Genomic DNA, 15252 nt, shown 5'->3' with positions numbered 1-15252 from the left:
TCACTTCCCGTCGAAGACCGGCGCGCGCTTCTCCAGGAAGGCGGCGGTGCCCTCCTGGAGGTCGTGCGTGGGCAGCGTCTCCTCGACCAGCGCCGTCAGCGCCCGGCGCACCTTCGGCAGCCCGGCGCTGATCAGCTCCTCGGTGAGGAACCGCTTGGTCTGACGCAGCGCGTGCGGCGACGCGGCCCCGATGCGCGCGACGGTGGCGCGCACCTCGTCCTCCAGCCCGTCCGCCGGGACGACCCGGTTGACCAGGCCGAACCGCCGCGCCTCGGTGGCGTCCAGCACCGGCATCTCGTAGGACAGCTCGCCCGCGAGCTTGCGCCCGCTGACGTGCGCCGCCACCCCGACGGCGACCGTCGGCCAGGCGCCGATGCGGCCCTCCGGCAGGCTGAACGTCGCGCCGTCGGCGGCGATGGCGAGGTCGCTGACCAGCACCAGTTCGCAACCGCCGCCGAACGCGATGCCGTTGACCGCGGCGATCACCGGGTACGGGTGCGTGACGATCGCCTCGATGGTCGCGTACAGCCCGCCGATGAAGAAGTCCATGCCCTGCTCGGGGGTGGCGTGCTCCTGGAAGGTGGCGATGTCGTCGCCGGCGCAGAACGCCCGCCCCGTCCCCGTCAGCACCACCGGGCCGGGCGCCTCGTCCGCCGCCCGCGCCAGGTGCGCGGTGATGGCGTGCCAGCCGGACAGGTCGAGCGCGTTGAGCTTCTCCGGGCGCTCGATCCGGATCCAGGCGGTCCCCTCACGGACCTCGTAACCGACGTACATGCGTCCCCTCTCCGCTGCGATCTACTTGATGGCTCCCGCGCCCCAGCCCGCGACCAGGTACTTCTGGACGAACAGGAACGCGATGAGGACGGGTAGGTTGATGAGGACGGCGGCCGCCATCAGCAGCGGCCAGTCCTGCAGGCTGGCGTTGTAGAGGTCGTGCAGCGCGATCGGCAGCGTCTTCAGGTCGTCCTGCGTGATCAGCACCCGGGCGAACAGGTAGTCCTCCCAGGCCAGCAGGAACGTGAACACCGACACCGCGATCAGCCCGGGCAGCGCCTGCGGGAACACGACGTACCACGCGCTCTTCACCCGGTTGGCGCCGTCGACGAACGCCGCCTCCTCCAGCTCCGCCGGGATCGCCCGGAAGAACGGCTGCAGCAGCCACAGGCTGAACGGCACGCCGAACGAGGCGTAAGCGAGGATCATGCCGAAGTGGCTGTTGATCAGCCCGGCCTCGCGGAACATCCCGTACAGCGGCACGACGATGACGATCGGCGCGAACGTGTACGCGTAGAGGATCGCCGTGCTGAACGCGCGACTGCCGGGGAACGGGAACCGCGTCAGCCCGTACGCCGCCAGCGCCGACACCACCACCGACAGCACCGTCGCGCCGGTCGCGATGATCAGGCTGTTCTTCGCGTACGTCAGGAAGTTCGTGGTCTCGAACAGCCGCTGGAAGCCGCCGAGGTCCGGCGCCGTCGTCAGGAACTTCGGCGGGTACGAGAACAGCTCCGTCCCCGGCTTCACCGAGGTCAGCGCCATCCAGTAGAACGGGAACCCGTTGATCGCGACCAGCAGGACGACGCCGATCACGAGGTACCAGCGGACCCGGCTCAGCCGGTGCAGGGCGGTGGTCATGCCGTCTCCTCCCGCTCGCGGTAGAGCGTGCGCAGGTAGACCGTCGTGAAGATCATCAGCAGCACGAACAGCACCATCGCGACGGCGGCGCCGGAACCCAGCCGGGCCTCGCCGAAGATGCGCTGGAAAGTGAGGACGGGCAGCGTGCGCACTTCGGTCCCCGTCCCGGCGAAGAGGTACACCACGTCGAACTTGGTGAACATGAACATGAAGCGCAGCAGGATCAGCGTGTAGAGCACCGGCTTCAGCTCCGGCAGCACGATGTGCCAGAACCGCCGCCACGCGCCCGCGCCGTCCACCGTCGCCGCCTCCACGACCGACGGGTCGACCGTCTGCAGCCGGGCCAGCACGCTGATGACGATGAACGGGGTGAACATCCACACCGACACCGCGACCAGCGACCAGAAGATGTGGTTCGGGCTGAGCAGGTTCGGCGGCTCCGACCCGGGCCAGACCTTGTCGACGAGCCACGAATAGGCGCCCGTCGTGGGGTCGAGCAGCCAGCGGAACACCAGCGCCACCACGATCGACGGCACCATGTACGGCGCCAGCGCGACCAGCCGCACGACGCCGCGGCCGCGGAAGCGCTGGTGCAGCAGCAGCGCGATGAGCACGCCGAGCACCAGTTGCAGGCCCACCGTCAGGCCCGCGTACCAGACCGTCGTGCGGACGCTGTCCCAGAAATGCGGCGCGCGCAGCAGCGCCACGTAGTTGTCGAACCCGACCGAGCCGAACTTCGGCAGGTAGGCGTGCGCGTCGGTGAAACTGAGCCGCACCAGGTAGGCGATCGGCGTCGCGATGACGCCGGCCACCAGCAGGAACGCGGGGGACAGCAGCAGCGCGCCCCAGAACCAGCCGGGCATGCGCCGTCGTGGGCGTGGACCTTCCGTGCGGGCGCCGGGCGGCGCGGCCGTCGTCGTTCGCGTCAGAGACATCGTCGTTCCCTTCGCGCTGGTCAGTCGTCGTAGAGCGGGGAGAGCAGCTCGTCGGCCCGGGCCTGGGCGTCGTCCATCGCCTCGTCGATGTCCTTGCCGTTCTCGACGACGTCCATGACCATGTCGACGAGGATCTCCGAGCCGTAGAGGTCGCTCACGTACGGCAGTTCCAGGTCCGACCACTGCGTCACCATGAGCGGGTAGGCCTGGCCGGACTCGAGCATCTGGCGCTGCTGGTCGATCCAGAACTCCCACGTCCGGACCTCCGGCAGCGCCCGGTAGTCGGCGTCGTCGAACGTCGACGCGCGCACCGGCAGCAGCTGGGTGGGGACGCTGCCGATCCAGCGCAGGTAGTTCTGCCGCTCGAAGAAGAACTCCAGGAAGTCCGCGGCCGCCTCGGCGTCGGGGGAGTCCTTGAAGACCACCCACGGCTCCGCGTCGAGCTGGGTGATCCAGTCGTCGCCGGACGGCCCGACCGGCCGGTTCGGCGCGACCTTGATGTCCTCGCCCGGCACGAGCTCGGGTGCCTGGTCCTCGAACGTGTACGTGGCACGGCCGAAGGAGAAGATCGTGGCCGCCTCGCCCAGCGCCAGCGAGCTGAGGCTGTCCGCGTAGGTCTGCGACGACCACGCCGGCGAGAGCGCCCCGCTGTCGCGCAGCTCGACCCAGTACTCCAGCACCTCACGCATCTGCGGCGTGTCGATGGTGACGTGCCCGTTCTCGTCGAACAGGTGCCCGCCGTTGGAGCCGAGCCAGAGGTACACCTCCTCGTTCACGTTGTGCGCGGCGTCGCCGGCCAGCATCAGCCCGTACGCGTCGTCGTTCGCCTCCGACACGGCCTTCCACTGCTCGACCGAGTCGTCCCAGGTCTTCAGGTCCTCGGGCGTGCCGGCGCCGGGCGCGTTCGCGTACAGGTCGGCGCGGTAGACGACGGAGTCGGTGCCCCACGCGTGCACCACCCCGTAGTCGTGGCCGTCGGGCAGCGCGAACATGTCGCGCAGTTGCGGCAGGTAGTCGTCGCCGAGCGAGTCGACCACGTCGTCCAGCGGCACCAGCAGGTCCTGCGAGTAGAGCGTGCGGACGAACATCGGCTCGACCTGGGTGATCTCCGGCAGGTCGCCGGCGGCCAGCGCCGCCTGGAACTTCACCTGCAGGTCGCCCCAGCCGACCGACTCCTGGTTGACGGTGACGCCCGGGTTCGCGGCCTCGTAGTCGGCGATGATCTCGTCCAGCGCCGCCACCGTCGTCGGCGTCGACTCGGTGTGCCAGACGGTGATCTCGACCCGGCCGTCGGCCGCGGTGGAGTCGCCGCCGCAGCCGGCCAGGACGAGCGCCAGCGCCAGCGTCGACGCCGCGACGGCAGCGGCCGCGGTGCGGGCCCGGGTCCTGGCCGGGGACGGGGCGGGGGTTCGTTCGCGGGCTCGGGCCCGCTTGATGGCGCGGGTGCTGGCTCGGGCCGTGGCCCGGGTGGTGCGTCGGCCCTTCTCGCGCATGTGGCCTCCCTTGGCGACATGTTGCGGTGTGGCTGGAGACGGATGGAAACCGGTATCCGGAGATGATGGACACCGGTTTCCGTCCTGTCAACACCTCGTCGCGTCATACCCAGGTCAGGGCGGCGAGCGCTTTCCCGTCTCGCTCGGGCGGCGCTCGCCGGATGGCTGGCGGTTCGGTGGCGTCCTGGCCCCAGCGAACCGCCAGCCATCGCTTCCTTCGTCCCGCAGCCGCCCGGCGCGCGTACGGTGGGCGGGTGCGCCGCACCCTGCTGGGTCACGCCGTCGTCGCCACGGTGCTGGTGGTGGCGGGCGTCGTCGGGGTGCGGCTGGTGCTGGGGCCGCCGTCCGACCCGGCGCCGGCCGCGGTGGCGGGCGAGCCTGCGCCGCCGGCGACCGACGACCCGCTGGCACGCATCGCCGTCGCCGGCGACACCGGGACCGGCGACGCGGCCGAGCGGGCCACCGTCGCGGAGATGGTGACGCAGGCGGAGCGCGGCGGTGGCGGCTACGACGCGGTGCTGCTGCTGGGGGACCTCGTCTACGAGGACGGCGACGCCTCGCGGGTCGACGACGCCGTCACCGAGCCGTTCGCGCCGCTGCTCGACGACGGCGTGCCGCTGCTGCCGGTGCTCGGCAACCACGACTACGAGAGCGGCGAGCAGGACCGGATCATGGCGGCGCTCGGCCGCGACGCCACCTGGTACGAGCAGCGGGTCGGGCCGGCGCGGGTGCTCGTCCTCGACACCGAGCGCACCGGCGACGCCGAGCAGACGGCGTGGCTGAAGGAGCGGCTGGCGGCGCCGCAGCCGGCCGGCACGTGGACCGTCGTCGCGCTGCACCGGCCGCCGTACTCGGCCGGGCAGCACGGGTCGGACCCGCGGGTGCGGGCCGACTGGGTGCCGCTGTTCGACGAGTACGACGTGCCGCTGGTGCTGGCCGGCCACGACCACGACTACCAGCGCTCGGACGTGCTCGACGGCGTCGTCTACGTGGTGTCGGGGGCGGGTGCGAAGCTGCGGCCCACCGGCCACGCCGACTTCACCGCCGTCAGCTCGTCCACCCTCCACTACGTCGACCTGCTGGTCTACGCCGACCGCCTGGTCGGGCGGGCGATCGACCAGTCCGGCGCGCTGGTCGACGTGTTCACGGTGCCGCGGTAGCCGCCTCGTCGACGGTGAAGCCGAACATCATGCCGCTCTCGTGGTGCTCGGCGATGTGGCAGTGCGCCATCCAGCGGCCCGGGTTCGTCACGTCGAACAGCAGGTCGACGGTCTCGCCGGTGCGGACCAGCACGGTGTCCTTCCACACCAGGTTCGCCTCGGTGGCGCCGTCGCGGGCCAGGACGAGGAACCGGCCGGCGCCGTGCAGGTGGAACGGGTGCTGCATCGGGTGGTCCGACTCCAGCTCGTTGACCAGCCTGATCTTCACCCGCTGGCCGACGGTGAAGCGCCAGACCGGTTCCTCGCCGGTGGCGGGGTCGACGATGCGCCAGGCGACGGTGGCGGAGGTCGAGGCGCGGTTCATCTCCGCCATCTCGTCCTCCCACTCGATGCCGCCGGCGGTCGCGCTGGGCCCGTCGTGGCCGTGGTACGCGTGGTGCTCGTGGTGGCCGCCGTGGTCGCCGTGACCCATGCTCAGCTCGGCGACGAACGACAGCACCTCGTCGGGCTCGGCCGCGAGCCACGGGCCGAGCCCGGCGCGCTCGGCGGCGAGGTCGGGCGCGCCGCCGAGGGTCTCGAACGCCGCGGTGAGGTCGGGCGTGGCCGGGGTTGCGCCGACGGTCACCGTCGCCAGCCGGTGCGTGCCGACGGGGGTGTGGTGCTCCAGCGCGTACTCGCCCGGCGCCGGGAACAGCACGTCGACGACGGCCCGCTCGGACGGCGCGACCACCACGCCGTCGACGAACTCGTCGTGCTCGACGCGGCCGGAGTCGCCGCCGACCAGCTTCATCGGCGCGCCCGGCACCCGCACGTCGAACGTCCGCGTGTTGGCGGTGTCGACCAGCCAGAACCGCACCACCTCGCCGGCGTCCGCCGTCAGCCGCGGGGCGGGGTCGCCACCGGTGAGGTACACGTTGCCGAACCGGCCCATGGCCGCGTGCGTCGTCTCGGCCGGGCTGAACGGCGCGATGCGGCCGTCCTCGACCAGCAGGTCGTCCAGCGTCAGGACGACGTCGCGGTGCGCGGGCGGCCAGTAGCCGGCGTCGGCGGGGCGGACCAGGATGGTGCCGTAGAGGCCGAGCTCCTGGGTGTAGTCCTCGCGCAGGTGCGGGTGGTACCAGTACAGGCCGGGGTCGGGGAAGCGCAGCCGGTACGTGTGCCGCCCGCCGACGGCGATCGGCGCCTGCGTGTCGCCCGGCACGCCGTCGCTGCTGTTGTCCAGCCGCAGGCCGTGCCAGTGCACCGTCGTCTCCAGGTCGCCCTCGTTCGTGACGTCGACGGTGAGCTCGCTGCCCTGGCGGACGGTCAGCGCGGGGCCGGGGACCGAGCCGTTGTAGGCGAGCATGCGCACGGTGGCGCCGTCCAGCCGCTTCGCCACCGGCGCGATGGTCAGCGCGACGGTGTCGCCGTCGCCGGGCTCGAGCGCGGTGGGCGCGGTGGCCTCGGGCAGCCCGGCCGGGTCGGTCGGGAACGGCTCGGCGGCGGGCGCATGGTGGTGCGCGTCGTGGTGGCTGTGCTCCATACCCCGACGATGCACCACCTGGTCACGGGGGTACAGGGCCGGGGTGCCCTCCCCGCCGGATGACACTTGCGACGTCCATCTCGATTCCTGGTCCATGCCTCGGGCCGGTCGCGCTGCCAGTAGCCTGGCCTGCGCCTTTCGTGCGCGATGGCGACGACACAGATCGCGTCGTCGACCACGAGGTAGACCACCGTGTAGGGGAACCGCGGCACCGGTGCCCTGCGCGCCGGGACGTCGGCCATGACGCCTGGCACTGCGCCTCCGGCCTCAGGCCATCGGCTGATGTGGGAGATGGTGCTGTCGACGGCCGCGAGGAAATCAGCGCCCAACCCGTGGCGATGTCGTTCGTACCAGCGGATCGCTCCTTCGAGCTCGGCCGATGCCTCGGGCTCGATCCGGGTCTTGCGGGTCAACGGTCGCTGAGGCGAGCGCGGACGGCGCCCCAGTCCTCGGCACTGGACTCGCCTGCGAGCACGCGACGTGCGCGCCGTTCGATCTCGCGAGCCCAAGCTGCTTCTACGGCCTGGCGATCCGTGTCGCCGGACTCATCGAGGCTCGCCAGCAGTTCGGCCGCGACGTCGGCGCGGTCGGTGCGGGGCAGCGCCAGCGCCGCGCGCAGCAGTTCTTCGGCTCGGCCCGTCATGGGGTCAGTCTAGGCGCCCATCCGGCACCATCGCGCGGTTGAAGGCCAGGCTGTGGACAAACCGCTCTAACTCTCCAGTGCGACGCCGGATTCGCCGGTCTGGACGAGGAAGGTGAAGGCCTCCTCGAAGTACAGCGTCACCGTGTGGGCGTCGTGGGACAGGTAGCCGATGGAGAGGTCCTGGGCGAGGTGCAGCTCGTAGTCGCCGCCGCGGGCCGAGAGCAGCAGGCCGCCGTCGATGGCGGGGGCGAAGACGATCTCGCCGTCGTGCAGGACGCGGGCGACGTGCTCGCGGATGGGGTAGCCGTGGTCGGTGGTCTCCTCGACCGCCGTGTACACGTCCGCCGACAGCAGCAGGCTGTACGGGCCGCCGACGCCGGCGAGGCGGAGCGTGGTGAGGGCGTGCGCCGCGACGTCGGGGAGGTCGCGGACGTCGCCGGGGAGGGCGATCGGGGTGTTGGTGGTGCCGGCGACGATGCCCTCGATGCCGGCCGCCGCGAAGCCGGCCACGATGGCGCGGTCCTCGGCGTACGCGATCTGCTTCGCCGCGTCCTTCACCGGCTGCCAGTCGGCGTCCTTGGCGCCGCGTTCGACGTCGTCGACGGCCTGGCGGTCGACGGTGAAGGGGACGCGCAGCTCGACGACCGGCTTCACCTCGCGGCTGCGCGCCAGCACGCCGTCGCCGGGCGCGTCGAGCGTTCGCAGGTGCCCGGTGCCGACGCCGTGCAGGACGTCGTCGCCCGGGCCGATGACGTCGACGACGCGGCGGGCGGCGACGTACTGGACGAAGGTGCGGCGCGCCTCGGCCTCGATGTCGGCCCAGGCGGCCGCCGAGACGGGCGCGAGTTCGCGGTGCAGGTTGTTCATGAGGCGTCGCTCCTCCTGAGACTGCCGACGTTCAGACTGCCGTCGGTCGCGGGCGTCGGGCTCGGTGGGTCGGCGAGGCCGTCCAGGGCATCGACCGTGGGGACGGCGAACAGCGCGCCGGTGACCGCGACGGAGAAGTCGAGTATGCGGTCGTGGTTGCCCGGCGGCCGGCCGACGAACATGTTGACCAGCATCTCCTCGATGACGTCAGGGTGCGCGGCGTAACCGATGAAGTAGGTGCCGAACTCGCCGGCGCCGGCGCGGCCGAACGGCATGTTGTCGCGCAGGATCTCGCGCTCCTCGCCGTCGTCGTCGGTGATCGTGGTGAGCGCGACGTGCGAGTTGGCCGGCTGCTCGGCGTCGGACAGCTCGACGTCGGAGAGCTTGCGGCGGCCGATGACCCGCTCCTGCTCCTCGACCGGCAGCGCGTTCCACGCGTCCATGTCGTGCACGTACTTCTGCACGACGACGTAGCTGCCGCCCTCGAACCCCGGCTCGCCGGAGAGGACGGCGGCAGCGGCGGCCGCGCCGGTCGGGTTCTCCGTCCCGTCGACGAAGCCGAGGAGGTCGCGCTGGTCGAAGTAGCGGAACCCGTGCACCTCGTCGACGACGGTGGCCGCGCCGGCCAGTCGGCCGGTGATCAGCGTCGCCAGCTCGAAGCAGAGGTCCATACGCCGGGCGCGCAGGTGGAACAGCAGGTCGCCGGGGGTGGCGGGTGCGGTGTGCGTGCGGCCGGCGATCTCCTGGAACGGGTGCAGCCCGGACGGCGGCTCGCCGCCGACGACCCGCGGCCAGGCGGCGGCTCCGATGCCGGCGACGCAGGTCAGGCCGTCGTCGGGGGCGCGGAAGCCGACGGCGCGGGTCAGCCCGGACAGGTCGGCCAGCAGGTCGCGCGCGACGTCCTCGCCGCCATCGTCGACCGTGACGACGAGGAAGATCGCGGCCTCGGTCAACTGGCCCAGCACAGCCTGCGGCGTCGCGGCGTCGGTCACCGTCGCATTATCGCCCGGCCGGCCCGCCGCGTGCAGGAATCCCGGCGTCACCAGCGCGGCAGTGCCAGCCCATACGTGTACCCACCCTGCAGGGAGACGTGGACGATCGGTGTGGTCCGCTCGCAGGAACCGGTGAAGTCGCAGCGGAGCAGGGCCGCCTCGCGCGAGTCGCCGTCCTCGAGCGCCACGCTGAGGATCAGATGGCCCTCGTCCTCGAACATCGCCTCGTAGATGTGCCGGCCGGTGTATTGGTGCACGACCGCGCCGGTGAGGGCGTCGACCAGGACGGTGGTGGTGAAGGCTTCGGCGTGCGGGTGGCCGGCCGTCCCGACGAGGTGACGCCCGTCCGGGCTGAAGCGGAGGAACGAGTAGGCGCACGTCGTCCACAACGGCGTCGACGCGTCCGTCTCGTAGACGGCCCAGCAGCCGCCGTCCTCGGTGAGCTCCGTTGTCGGCCCGGTCACGAGTCCGGCCGCCTCCGACACGGCGCTGACGCTGACGAGGTCCCACGGCGCGGTCGCCGCACCGCCGTCAGGTGCTCCGAAGTCGTCGATCCTGAACCCGGCCGGCGCCCCGGTGGCGTCCCGGAGGTTCGACACGAGCCGGTGATCGCCCAGGAAGCCGACTGGTTCGAGCCACCGGTCCTCCGGCACGTCGCGCCCAGGTTCGGCCTCGCCTCCGTCGGCCGGTTCGGCCCGCACGACGTCCTCGTCCCGGTTGAAGTAGGCGACCAGGCGGCCGTCCGCGGACAGGACCGGGCCCGCGCCGGTGAAGGTGGCGAGCACCTCGCCGTCCGCGGCGAGCCGGCTGACCTCGTCGCCGGTACTCGCCATGAACCGGTCGCCGAGCTCCAGGGTGTCCATCCACATGCTCGGGAACTGCGCCGAACGGCCGTCGGCGCCGTGGTAGTCGGGGCCTTCGAACCAGCCGATCGAGGGCTCCGGCCCGCCGGGAAGGCCGTCCAGTGCCAGAGCCGTCGTGCCGCCGCGCTCCGGTGTCTCCGTCTCGTGCACTTCCGACGGCGTCGTCGGGGAATCGGCCGGGGGAGCCGTCTGCGGGACGCTGCGCAGCGAGAGCGCCGTCGGGACCGCGACGGCCAGGACGGCGGCGGCGACAGCGCCGGCGGCGGCCACGCGACGCCGGCGGACGACACGGGCACGGCGACGGGCGCGGCCGGCCAGGCCCGGCGTCGCCAGGACGTCGCCGGAGCGGCGGCGCAACTCCGCGGCCAAGGCGCTCTCGAGATCGTCGAACTCGTTCACCGCTCGTCCCCCTTCCGTTCCGCCAGCCGGGTGCGCAAGGTCGCCAGCGCCCGGCTGGTCTGCGACTTCACGGTGCCGACCGAGCAGCCGAGCAGGTCGGCGATCTCCTGTTCGCCGAGGTCCTCGTAGAAGCGGAGGACGACGGTGGCGCGCTGCCGCGGCGCCAGCTCCCGCACGACCGACCACAGCGCGTCGCGCTCGGCGAGCGTGTGGTCGAAGTCGTCGAGGACCGGCCGCTCCGGGACGGCGTCGGTGGACCGCTCGAACCGCTGCGCCGCCCGCCGCCACCGGCTGGAGCGCTCGTTGAGCATGATGCGCCGGGTGTACGCGTCGACGGAGCCTGCGCGCTCGACCCGGTTCCACGCCAGGTACAGCTTGGCCAGCGTCGTCTGCAGCAGATCCTCGGCGGCGTGCTGATCGCCCGTGAGCAGGTACGCGAGGCGCAGCAGCCGCACTTGGCGCACCTCGACGTACTGCTCGAACGCGCTGTCGCGGTCCAGCGCGATAGCGGCCGCCTCGGCGTCGACGTCCATCCCCACCCCCTCGGTCACTACGCAAGACGCGAGCGGGCGGGCGGAAGTTGCATCGCGGGAAGGCAATCCTTCCGGCGCTGTGTCACGTATTACCGGCCGCCCTAGCGATCGACCCATCGTCAAAGGGAGATGCCATGCCCGCCACCCCCGTCCCCCGCAGGCTTCGCCTCGCGCTGCTGCTCCCGCTGTTGCTGGTCGCCGCCGTGGCGACGTCCGCGGCCGCGCAGGCCGGCCGCGACGACCGCCCGCTTCCCGTCTCCGAGCTCCAGGTCGGCAGCGAGGTCGTCGCGACGACCGGGCTGCGGCTCGCCGCCATCGGCACGCCCGACGACGGCAGCGGCCGGCTGTTCGTCGTCGACAAGGCCGGCCGGGTGCTGGTGTTCCACCCGGACACCGGCGTCCTGGACCCGCAGCCGCTGCTCGACCTCACCGGCCGCGTCAGCACCGCCGGCAACGAGCGCGGCCTGCTCGGCGTGGCGCCGTCGCCGGACTTCGCCCGCACCCACACGCTGTTCGTCTCGTACACCGCCCTCGGCACGGGCGTCGAGAACGGCGCGCTCACCGTCTCGCGGTTCCAGCTCGACAGCGCGGGACAGACGACCATCGACCCGGCCACGGAGGAGCGGGTGCTCCGTCAGCAGCACAACCTCAACGGCAACCACAACGGCGGCGACCTGATGTTCGGCCCCGACGGCTACCTGTACTGGAGCACCGGCGACGGCGGCAGCGCGGACGACCCGCTGTACGGCGCGCAGAACCTCAGCACGCTGCTCGGCAAGATCGTCCGGATCGACGTCATGCGCGAGTGCGACGGCCGGCTCTACTGCATCCCGAACGACAACCCGTTCGCCCGCAGCGCCGCCGGCCGGCCGGAGATCTGGGCGTACGGCCTGCGCAACCCGTGGCGGTTCTCCATCGACGAGCGGACCGAGTCGATCTGGATCGGCGACGTCGGCCAGAACCGCTGGGAGGAGATCAACCACGTCTCCCTGGACGACGACGACCAGCCGCGCGACGGCTGGAACTTCGGCTGGTCCTGCCGCGAGGGCGACGACCTGCACCGTCAGCCCGCGAGCGCCGGGGAGGGCCCCGACCCGTTCCTCGACATCCGCTGCAACCCGCGCGCCCAGTACACCGACCCGGTCTACTCCTACGGTCTGGCCGGCAACGACCGGTGCGCCGTGATGGGCGGCGTCGTCTACCGCGGCGACGAGTTCGAGGACCTCGCCGACGGCACCTACGTCGCGGCCGACTACTGCACCGGCCAGGCGTTCGCCGTCCAGGAGCAGCGGCGCGGCCGGCACGTCGCCAGCGACGCGGTGGGCCAGCTGCCGCCGCGGATCACCTCGTTCGGGACGGACGCAGACGGCGAGGTCTACTTCGTCACCGACACCGTCGCGCCCGGCACCGGCGCGATCCACCGCCTCACGTTCGCCGAGGCCACCGGGTCCTGACGATCGCCGGGCCGGGCGGGGCCGCCTCCGCGGCGGTCCCGTCCGGCCCGTAGGGTGTCGGGGTGAGTGCTGCGCTTCGCTGGTTCCGCATCGCCGCCGTCGCCGAGGGGATCTCCTGGGCCGGCCTGCTGATCGGGATGTTCTTCAAGTACGTCGTGGTCGAGAACGAGATCGGGGTGCAGATCTTCGGCCCCATCCACGGCGGCGTCTTCATCGTCTACCTCGTCACCGTCATCGCCGCGTGGCGCGCGGAACGCTGGTCCTTCACCACGACGATGCTCGGCCTGGCCTCGGCCATCCCGCCGTTCATGACGGTCTGGTTCGAGCGCCGCGTCGTGCGCGAGCCCGCGGCCGTCGCTCAGTAGGTCGCCCGGCCGCCGCTGATGTCGTAGACGGCGCCGGTGGAGAAGCTGACCCGGTCCGAGCACAGGAACGCGATCAGCTCGGCCACCTCCTCGGGCCGGCCGACCCGCTTCATCGGGATGAGGCTGGTGATGTGCTCGAGCACGCCGGGCTCGGTGGCGTCGTTCATCGGTGTGGCGATGACGGCCGGCGCGATGGCGTTGACGAGGACGCCGCTGGTGGCGAGCTCCTTGCCGGCGGATTTCGTGAGCCCGATGACGGCGGCCTTCGACGCCGAATAGACGGACAGGTTCGGGTTGCCGTCCTTGCCGGCCATGCTGGCGAGGTTGACGACGCGGCCCCAGCCGCGCTCGCGCATGCCCGGGACGAACGCGCGCATGGTGTTGACGGTGCCGACGACGTTGACCTCGAAGACGCGGCGCCACTCGTCCGCCGTCGTCTCGTGCAGTGGCCGGTTCGGGCCGACGACGCCGGCCGAGTTGACCAGCACGTCGACCGGGCCGATGCGCGCCAGCGCCGCCTCGTCGGTGATGTCCGCGACGACGTCGGCGCCGTGCAGGTCGAGGGTGGTGACGGTGTAACCGTCGGCGCGCAGGCGTTCGGCGGCGGCCGCGCCGAGCCCGCTGCCGCCGCCGGTGACGAGCGCCGTCCTGGTGTCAGTGCGATTCACGGCTGACCTCCGATCCGCTGGAGCCGAGCAGGAAGTCGAGGTCGGCGCCGGTGTCGGCCTGGAGCACGTGGTCGACGTAGAGCCGTTCCCAGCCGCGGGCCGGGCGGGCGTAGCCGTCGACGGTGGCCCGGCTGGGGGAGCGCGCGGCCAGCTCGTCGTCGTCCACCTCGACGTCGATGCGCCGCGCGGCGACGTCCAGGCTGACGACGTCGCCGGTGCGCACCAGCGCGAGCGGCCCGCCGTCGGCCGCCTCCGGCGCGACGTGCAGCACGACCGTGCCGTAGGCGGTGCCGCTCATCCGGCCGTCGCACACCCGGACCATGTCGCGCACGCCCTGGCCCAGCAGCTTCGCCGGCAGCGGCAGGTTCGACACCTCCGGCATGCCGGGGTAGCCCTTCGGGCCGCAGCCGCGCAGCACCAGGACGGAGTCGGCCGTCACATCGAGGTCCGGGTCGTCGATGCGGGCGTGCAGGTCCTCGATGCTGTCGAACACCACCGCCGGGCCTCGATGGCGCAGCAGCCCCGGTGACGCGGCGGCGGGCTTGATGACAGCGCCGCGGGGCGCCAGGTTGCCGCGCAGCACCGCGATGCCGCCCTCCTCGACCAGCGGCGCCGACCGCGGCCGGATGACCTCGGCGTCGAAGATCTCGGCGTCGTCGAGGTACTCGACCAGCGGCCGGCCGGTCACCGTCAGCGCTGTGGGGTCGAGCAGGTCGCGCACCTCGCGCAGCACGGCCGGCAGCCCCCCGGCGCGGTGCAGGTCGTCCATCAGGAACCGGCCGGCCGGCAGCAGGTCGACCAGCACGGGGACGCGCGAGCCGATGCGGTCGACGTCGTCCAGCGTGAGCTCGATGCCCAGGCGCCCGGCGATGGCGAGCAGGTGCACGACGGCGTTGGTCGAGCCGCCGATGGCCGCCAGCGTCACGATGGCGTTGTGGAACGACGCCCTGGTCAGGACGGTGCTCGGTCGGCGGTCCGCGGCGACCAGCTCGACGGCCAGCCGGCCGGTGCCGTGCGCGGCGGCCAACAGCCGGCTGTCCGGCGCCGGGGTGCCCGCGACACCCGGGACGACCATGCCCAGCGCCTCGGCCAGCAGGCCCATCGTCGACGCGGTGCCCATGGTGTTGCAGTGGCCCTTGCTGCGGATCATCGCCGACTCGGAGCGGGTGAAGTCGTCGCGCGAGAGCGTCCCGGCGCGGACCTCCTCGGACAGCCGCCAGACGTCGGTGCCGCAGCCCAGCGGGACGCCGCGGAAGGTGCCGGTGAGCATCGGCCCGCCGGGCACGACGACGGCCGGCAGGTCGACCGACGCGGCCGCCATGAGCAGCGCCGGGATGGTCTTGTCGCAGCCGCCGAGCAGCACGACGCCGTCGACCGGGTTGCCGCGCAGCATCTCCTCGGTGGCCATGGCGGCGAGGTTGCGCCACAGCATGGCGGTGGGCCGTAACTGCGTCTCGCCCAGCGACAGCGCGGGCAGCTCCAGCGCGATGCCGCCGGCCTCGTGGACGCCGTCGCGCACCGACCGCGCCACCTCGTCCAGGTGCCGGTTGCACGGCGTCAGGTCGGACGCGGTGTTGGCGATGGCGATCTGCGGCCGGCCGGTGAACGCGTCGTCGGGCAGGCCGCGGCGCATCCAGGCGCGGTGGATGTAGGCGTCGCGGCCGTCGCCGCCGTACCACTGGGCGCTGCGGAGCTCGGTCACGGCCGCTCTCTTCCGATTATC

At 72.4% G+C, this 15252-nt stretch carries 15 protein-coding genes and 1 pseudogene; 3 read left to right on the top strand and 13 right to left on the bottom strand.

The genetic code is table 11. From position 1 onward, the window contains the following. The 4 genes from BLU82_RS15800 to BLU82_RS15785 are packed head-to-tail and all read right to left on the bottom strand — an operon-like array spanning window position 1 to window position 4063. Window positions 1–774 (bottom strand): enoyl-CoA hydratase/isomerase family protein, encoded by a 774-nt coding sequence (locus BLU82_RS15800; protein ID WP_092622129.1) that lies wholly within the window; start codon window positions 772–774, stop codon window positions 1–3. A gap of 21 nt (window positions 775–795) precedes the next feature. Then, window positions 796–1635 carry a carbohydrate ABC transporter permease gene (locus BLU82_RS15795; protein ID WP_092622127.1) on the bottom strand — a complete coding sequence of 280 codons (840 nt, stop codon included), beginning with the start codon at window positions 1633–1635 and terminating at the stop codon, window positions 796–798. After that, the gene (locus BLU82_RS15790; protein WP_092622125.1) at window positions 1632–2570 is read right to left on the bottom strand and encodes a carbohydrate ABC transporter permease; all 939 of its coding nucleotides are present in this window, start codon (window positions 2568–2570) and stop codon (window positions 1632–1634) included. Before BLU82_RS15790 ends, BLU82_RS15795 begins: the two co-directional genes overlap by 4 nt. Before the next feature lie 20 nt (window positions 2571–2590). Next, window positions 2591–4063, bottom strand: a complete 1473-nt coding sequence (locus BLU82_RS15785; protein ID WP_092622123.1) for an ABC transporter substrate-binding protein — start codon at window positions 4061–4063, stop codon at window positions 2591–2593. Window positions 4064–4317: 254 nt separating this feature from the next. Between BLU82_RS15785 and BLU82_RS15780 the strand changes: the two genes are divergently transcribed. Then, complete coding sequence (locus tag BLU82_RS15780) at window positions 4318–5223, top strand: metallophosphoesterase (protein WP_157741030.1); 906 nt, start codon at window positions 4318–4320, stop codon at window positions 5221–5223. Here the strand turns inward: BLU82_RS15780 and BLU82_RS15775 are convergent. The 7 genes and pseudogenes from BLU82_RS15775 to BLU82_RS15745 all read right to left on the bottom strand — a co-directional run bounded on the left by BLU82_RS15775 (window position 5207) and on the right by BLU82_RS15745 (window position 11042). Next, window positions 5207–6745, bottom strand: coding sequence for a multicopper oxidase family protein (locus BLU82_RS15775; RefSeq protein WP_172885626.1), 1539 nt, complete (start codon window positions 6743–6745; stop codon window positions 5207–5209). The genes BLU82_RS15780 and BLU82_RS15775 overlap by 17 nt on opposite strands. A gap of 140 nt (window positions 6746–6885) precedes the next feature. Next, window positions 6886–7158 (bottom strand): annotated as a pseudogene (locus BLU82_RS36345) (type II toxin-antitoxin system RelE/ParE family toxin); the annotation flags it as partial. Next, window positions 7155–7388: an addiction module protein gene (locus BLU82_RS15765; RefSeq protein ID WP_092622117.1), complete on the bottom strand. Its 234-nt coding sequence runs from the start codon at window positions 7386–7388 to the stop codon at window positions 7155–7157. The pseudogene BLU82_RS36345 and the gene BLU82_RS15765, both read right to left, overlap by 4 nt. 66 nt (window positions 7389–7454) lie before the next feature. After that, the gene (locus tag BLU82_RS15760; protein ID WP_092622115.1) at window positions 7455–8255 is read right to left on the bottom strand and encodes a family 1 encapsulin nanocompartment shell protein; all 801 of its coding nucleotides are present in this window, start codon (window positions 8253–8255) and stop codon (window positions 7455–7457) included. Further along, window positions 8252–9247 (bottom strand): Dyp-type peroxidase, encoded by a 996-nt coding sequence (locus tag BLU82_RS15755; protein ID WP_092622113.1) that lies wholly within the window; start codon window positions 9245–9247, stop codon window positions 8252–8254. Before BLU82_RS15755 ends, BLU82_RS15760 begins: the two co-directional genes overlap by 4 nt. Window positions 9248–9294: 47 nt before the next feature. Next, window positions 9295–10509, bottom strand: a complete 1215-nt coding sequence (locus BLU82_RS15750; RefSeq protein ID WP_092622111.1) for a hypothetical protein — start codon at window positions 10507–10509, stop codon at window positions 9295–9297. Then, window positions 10506–11042, bottom strand: a complete 537-nt coding sequence (locus BLU82_RS15745) for a SigE family RNA polymerase sigma factor (RefSeq protein WP_092622109.1) — start codon at window positions 11040–11042, stop codon at window positions 10506–10508. The genes BLU82_RS15750 and BLU82_RS15745 overlap by 4 nt, the downstream gene beginning before the upstream one ends. A 134-nt stretch (window positions 11043–11176) precedes the next feature. On the opposite strand from BLU82_RS15745, the gene BLU82_RS15740 reads away from it, so the two are divergent. After that, on the top strand, window positions 11177–12496 hold the full coding sequence (locus BLU82_RS15740) for a sorbosone dehydrogenase family protein (protein WP_092622107.1): 1320 nt from the start codon (window positions 11177–11179) through the stop codon (window positions 12494–12496). 62 nt (window positions 12497–12558) lie between these two features. Continuing rightward, window positions 12559–12861, top strand: coding sequence for a DUF3817 domain-containing protein (locus tag BLU82_RS15735; protein WP_092622105.1), 303 nt, complete (start codon window positions 12559–12561; stop codon window positions 12859–12861). Here BLU82_RS15735 and BLU82_RS15730 read toward each other — a convergent pair. Both BLU82_RS15730 and BLU82_RS15725 read right to left on the bottom strand, forming a co-directional pair. Next, window positions 12855–13529 carry an SDR family NAD(P)-dependent oxidoreductase gene (locus tag BLU82_RS15730; protein WP_092622103.1) on the bottom strand — a complete coding sequence of 225 codons (675 nt, stop codon included), beginning with the start codon at window positions 13527–13529 and terminating at the stop codon, window positions 12855–12857. The genes BLU82_RS15735 and BLU82_RS15730 overlap by 7 nt on opposite strands. Next, a complete protein-coding gene (locus BLU82_RS15725; RefSeq protein WP_092622101.1) occupies window positions 13516–15231 on the bottom strand; it encodes an IlvD/Edd family dehydratase in 1716 nt (571 codons plus the stop codon). Before BLU82_RS15725 ends, BLU82_RS15730 begins: the two co-directional genes overlap by 14 nt. Between the last annotated feature and the right edge of the window lie 21 nt (window positions 15232–15252).

It is taken from the genome of Jiangella sp. DSM 45060, from assembly GCF_900105175.1.
In the GTDB taxonomy this organism is placed as follows: domain Bacteria; phylum Actinomycetota; class Actinomycetes; order Jiangellales; family Jiangellaceae; genus Jiangella.
This window is presented reverse-complemented; position numbering and strand designations above follow the sequence as displayed.

Coding starts and splice junctions, on each gene's coding strand:
- BLU82_RS15765 (WP_092622117.1), bottom strand. CDS start 7,388: ATGACGGGCCGAGCCGAAGAACTGCTGCGCGCGGCGCTGGCGCTGCCC.
- BLU82_RS15800 (WP_092622129.1), bottom strand. CDS start 774: ATGTACGTCGGTTACGAGGTCCGTGAGGGGACCGCCTGGATCCGGATC.
- BLU82_RS15740 (WP_092622107.1), top strand. CDS start 11,177: ATGCCCGCCACCCCCGTCCCCCGCAGGCTTCGCCTCGCGCTGCTGCTC.
- BLU82_RS15785 (WP_092622123.1), bottom strand. CDS start 4,063: ATGCGCGAGAAGGGCCGACGCACCACCCGGGCCACGGCCCGAGCCAGC.
- BLU82_RS15760 (WP_092622115.1), bottom strand. CDS start 8,255: ATGAACAACCTGCACCGCGAACTCGCGCCCGTCTCGGCGGCCGCCTGG.
- BLU82_RS15795 (WP_092622127.1), bottom strand. CDS start 1,635: ATGACCACCGCCCTGCACCGGCTGAGCCGGGTCCGCTGGTACCTCGTG.
- BLU82_RS15775 (WP_172885626.1), bottom strand. CDS start 6,745: ATGGAGCACAGCCACCACGACGCGCACCACCATGCGCCCGCCGCCGAG.
- BLU82_RS15790 (WP_092622125.1), bottom strand. CDS start 2,570: ATGTCTCTGACGCGAACGACGACGGCCGCGCCGCCCGGCGCCCGCACG.
- BLU82_RS15745 (WP_092622109.1), bottom strand. CDS start 11,042: ATGGACGTCGACGCCGAGGCGGCCGCTATCGCGCTGGACCGCGACAGC.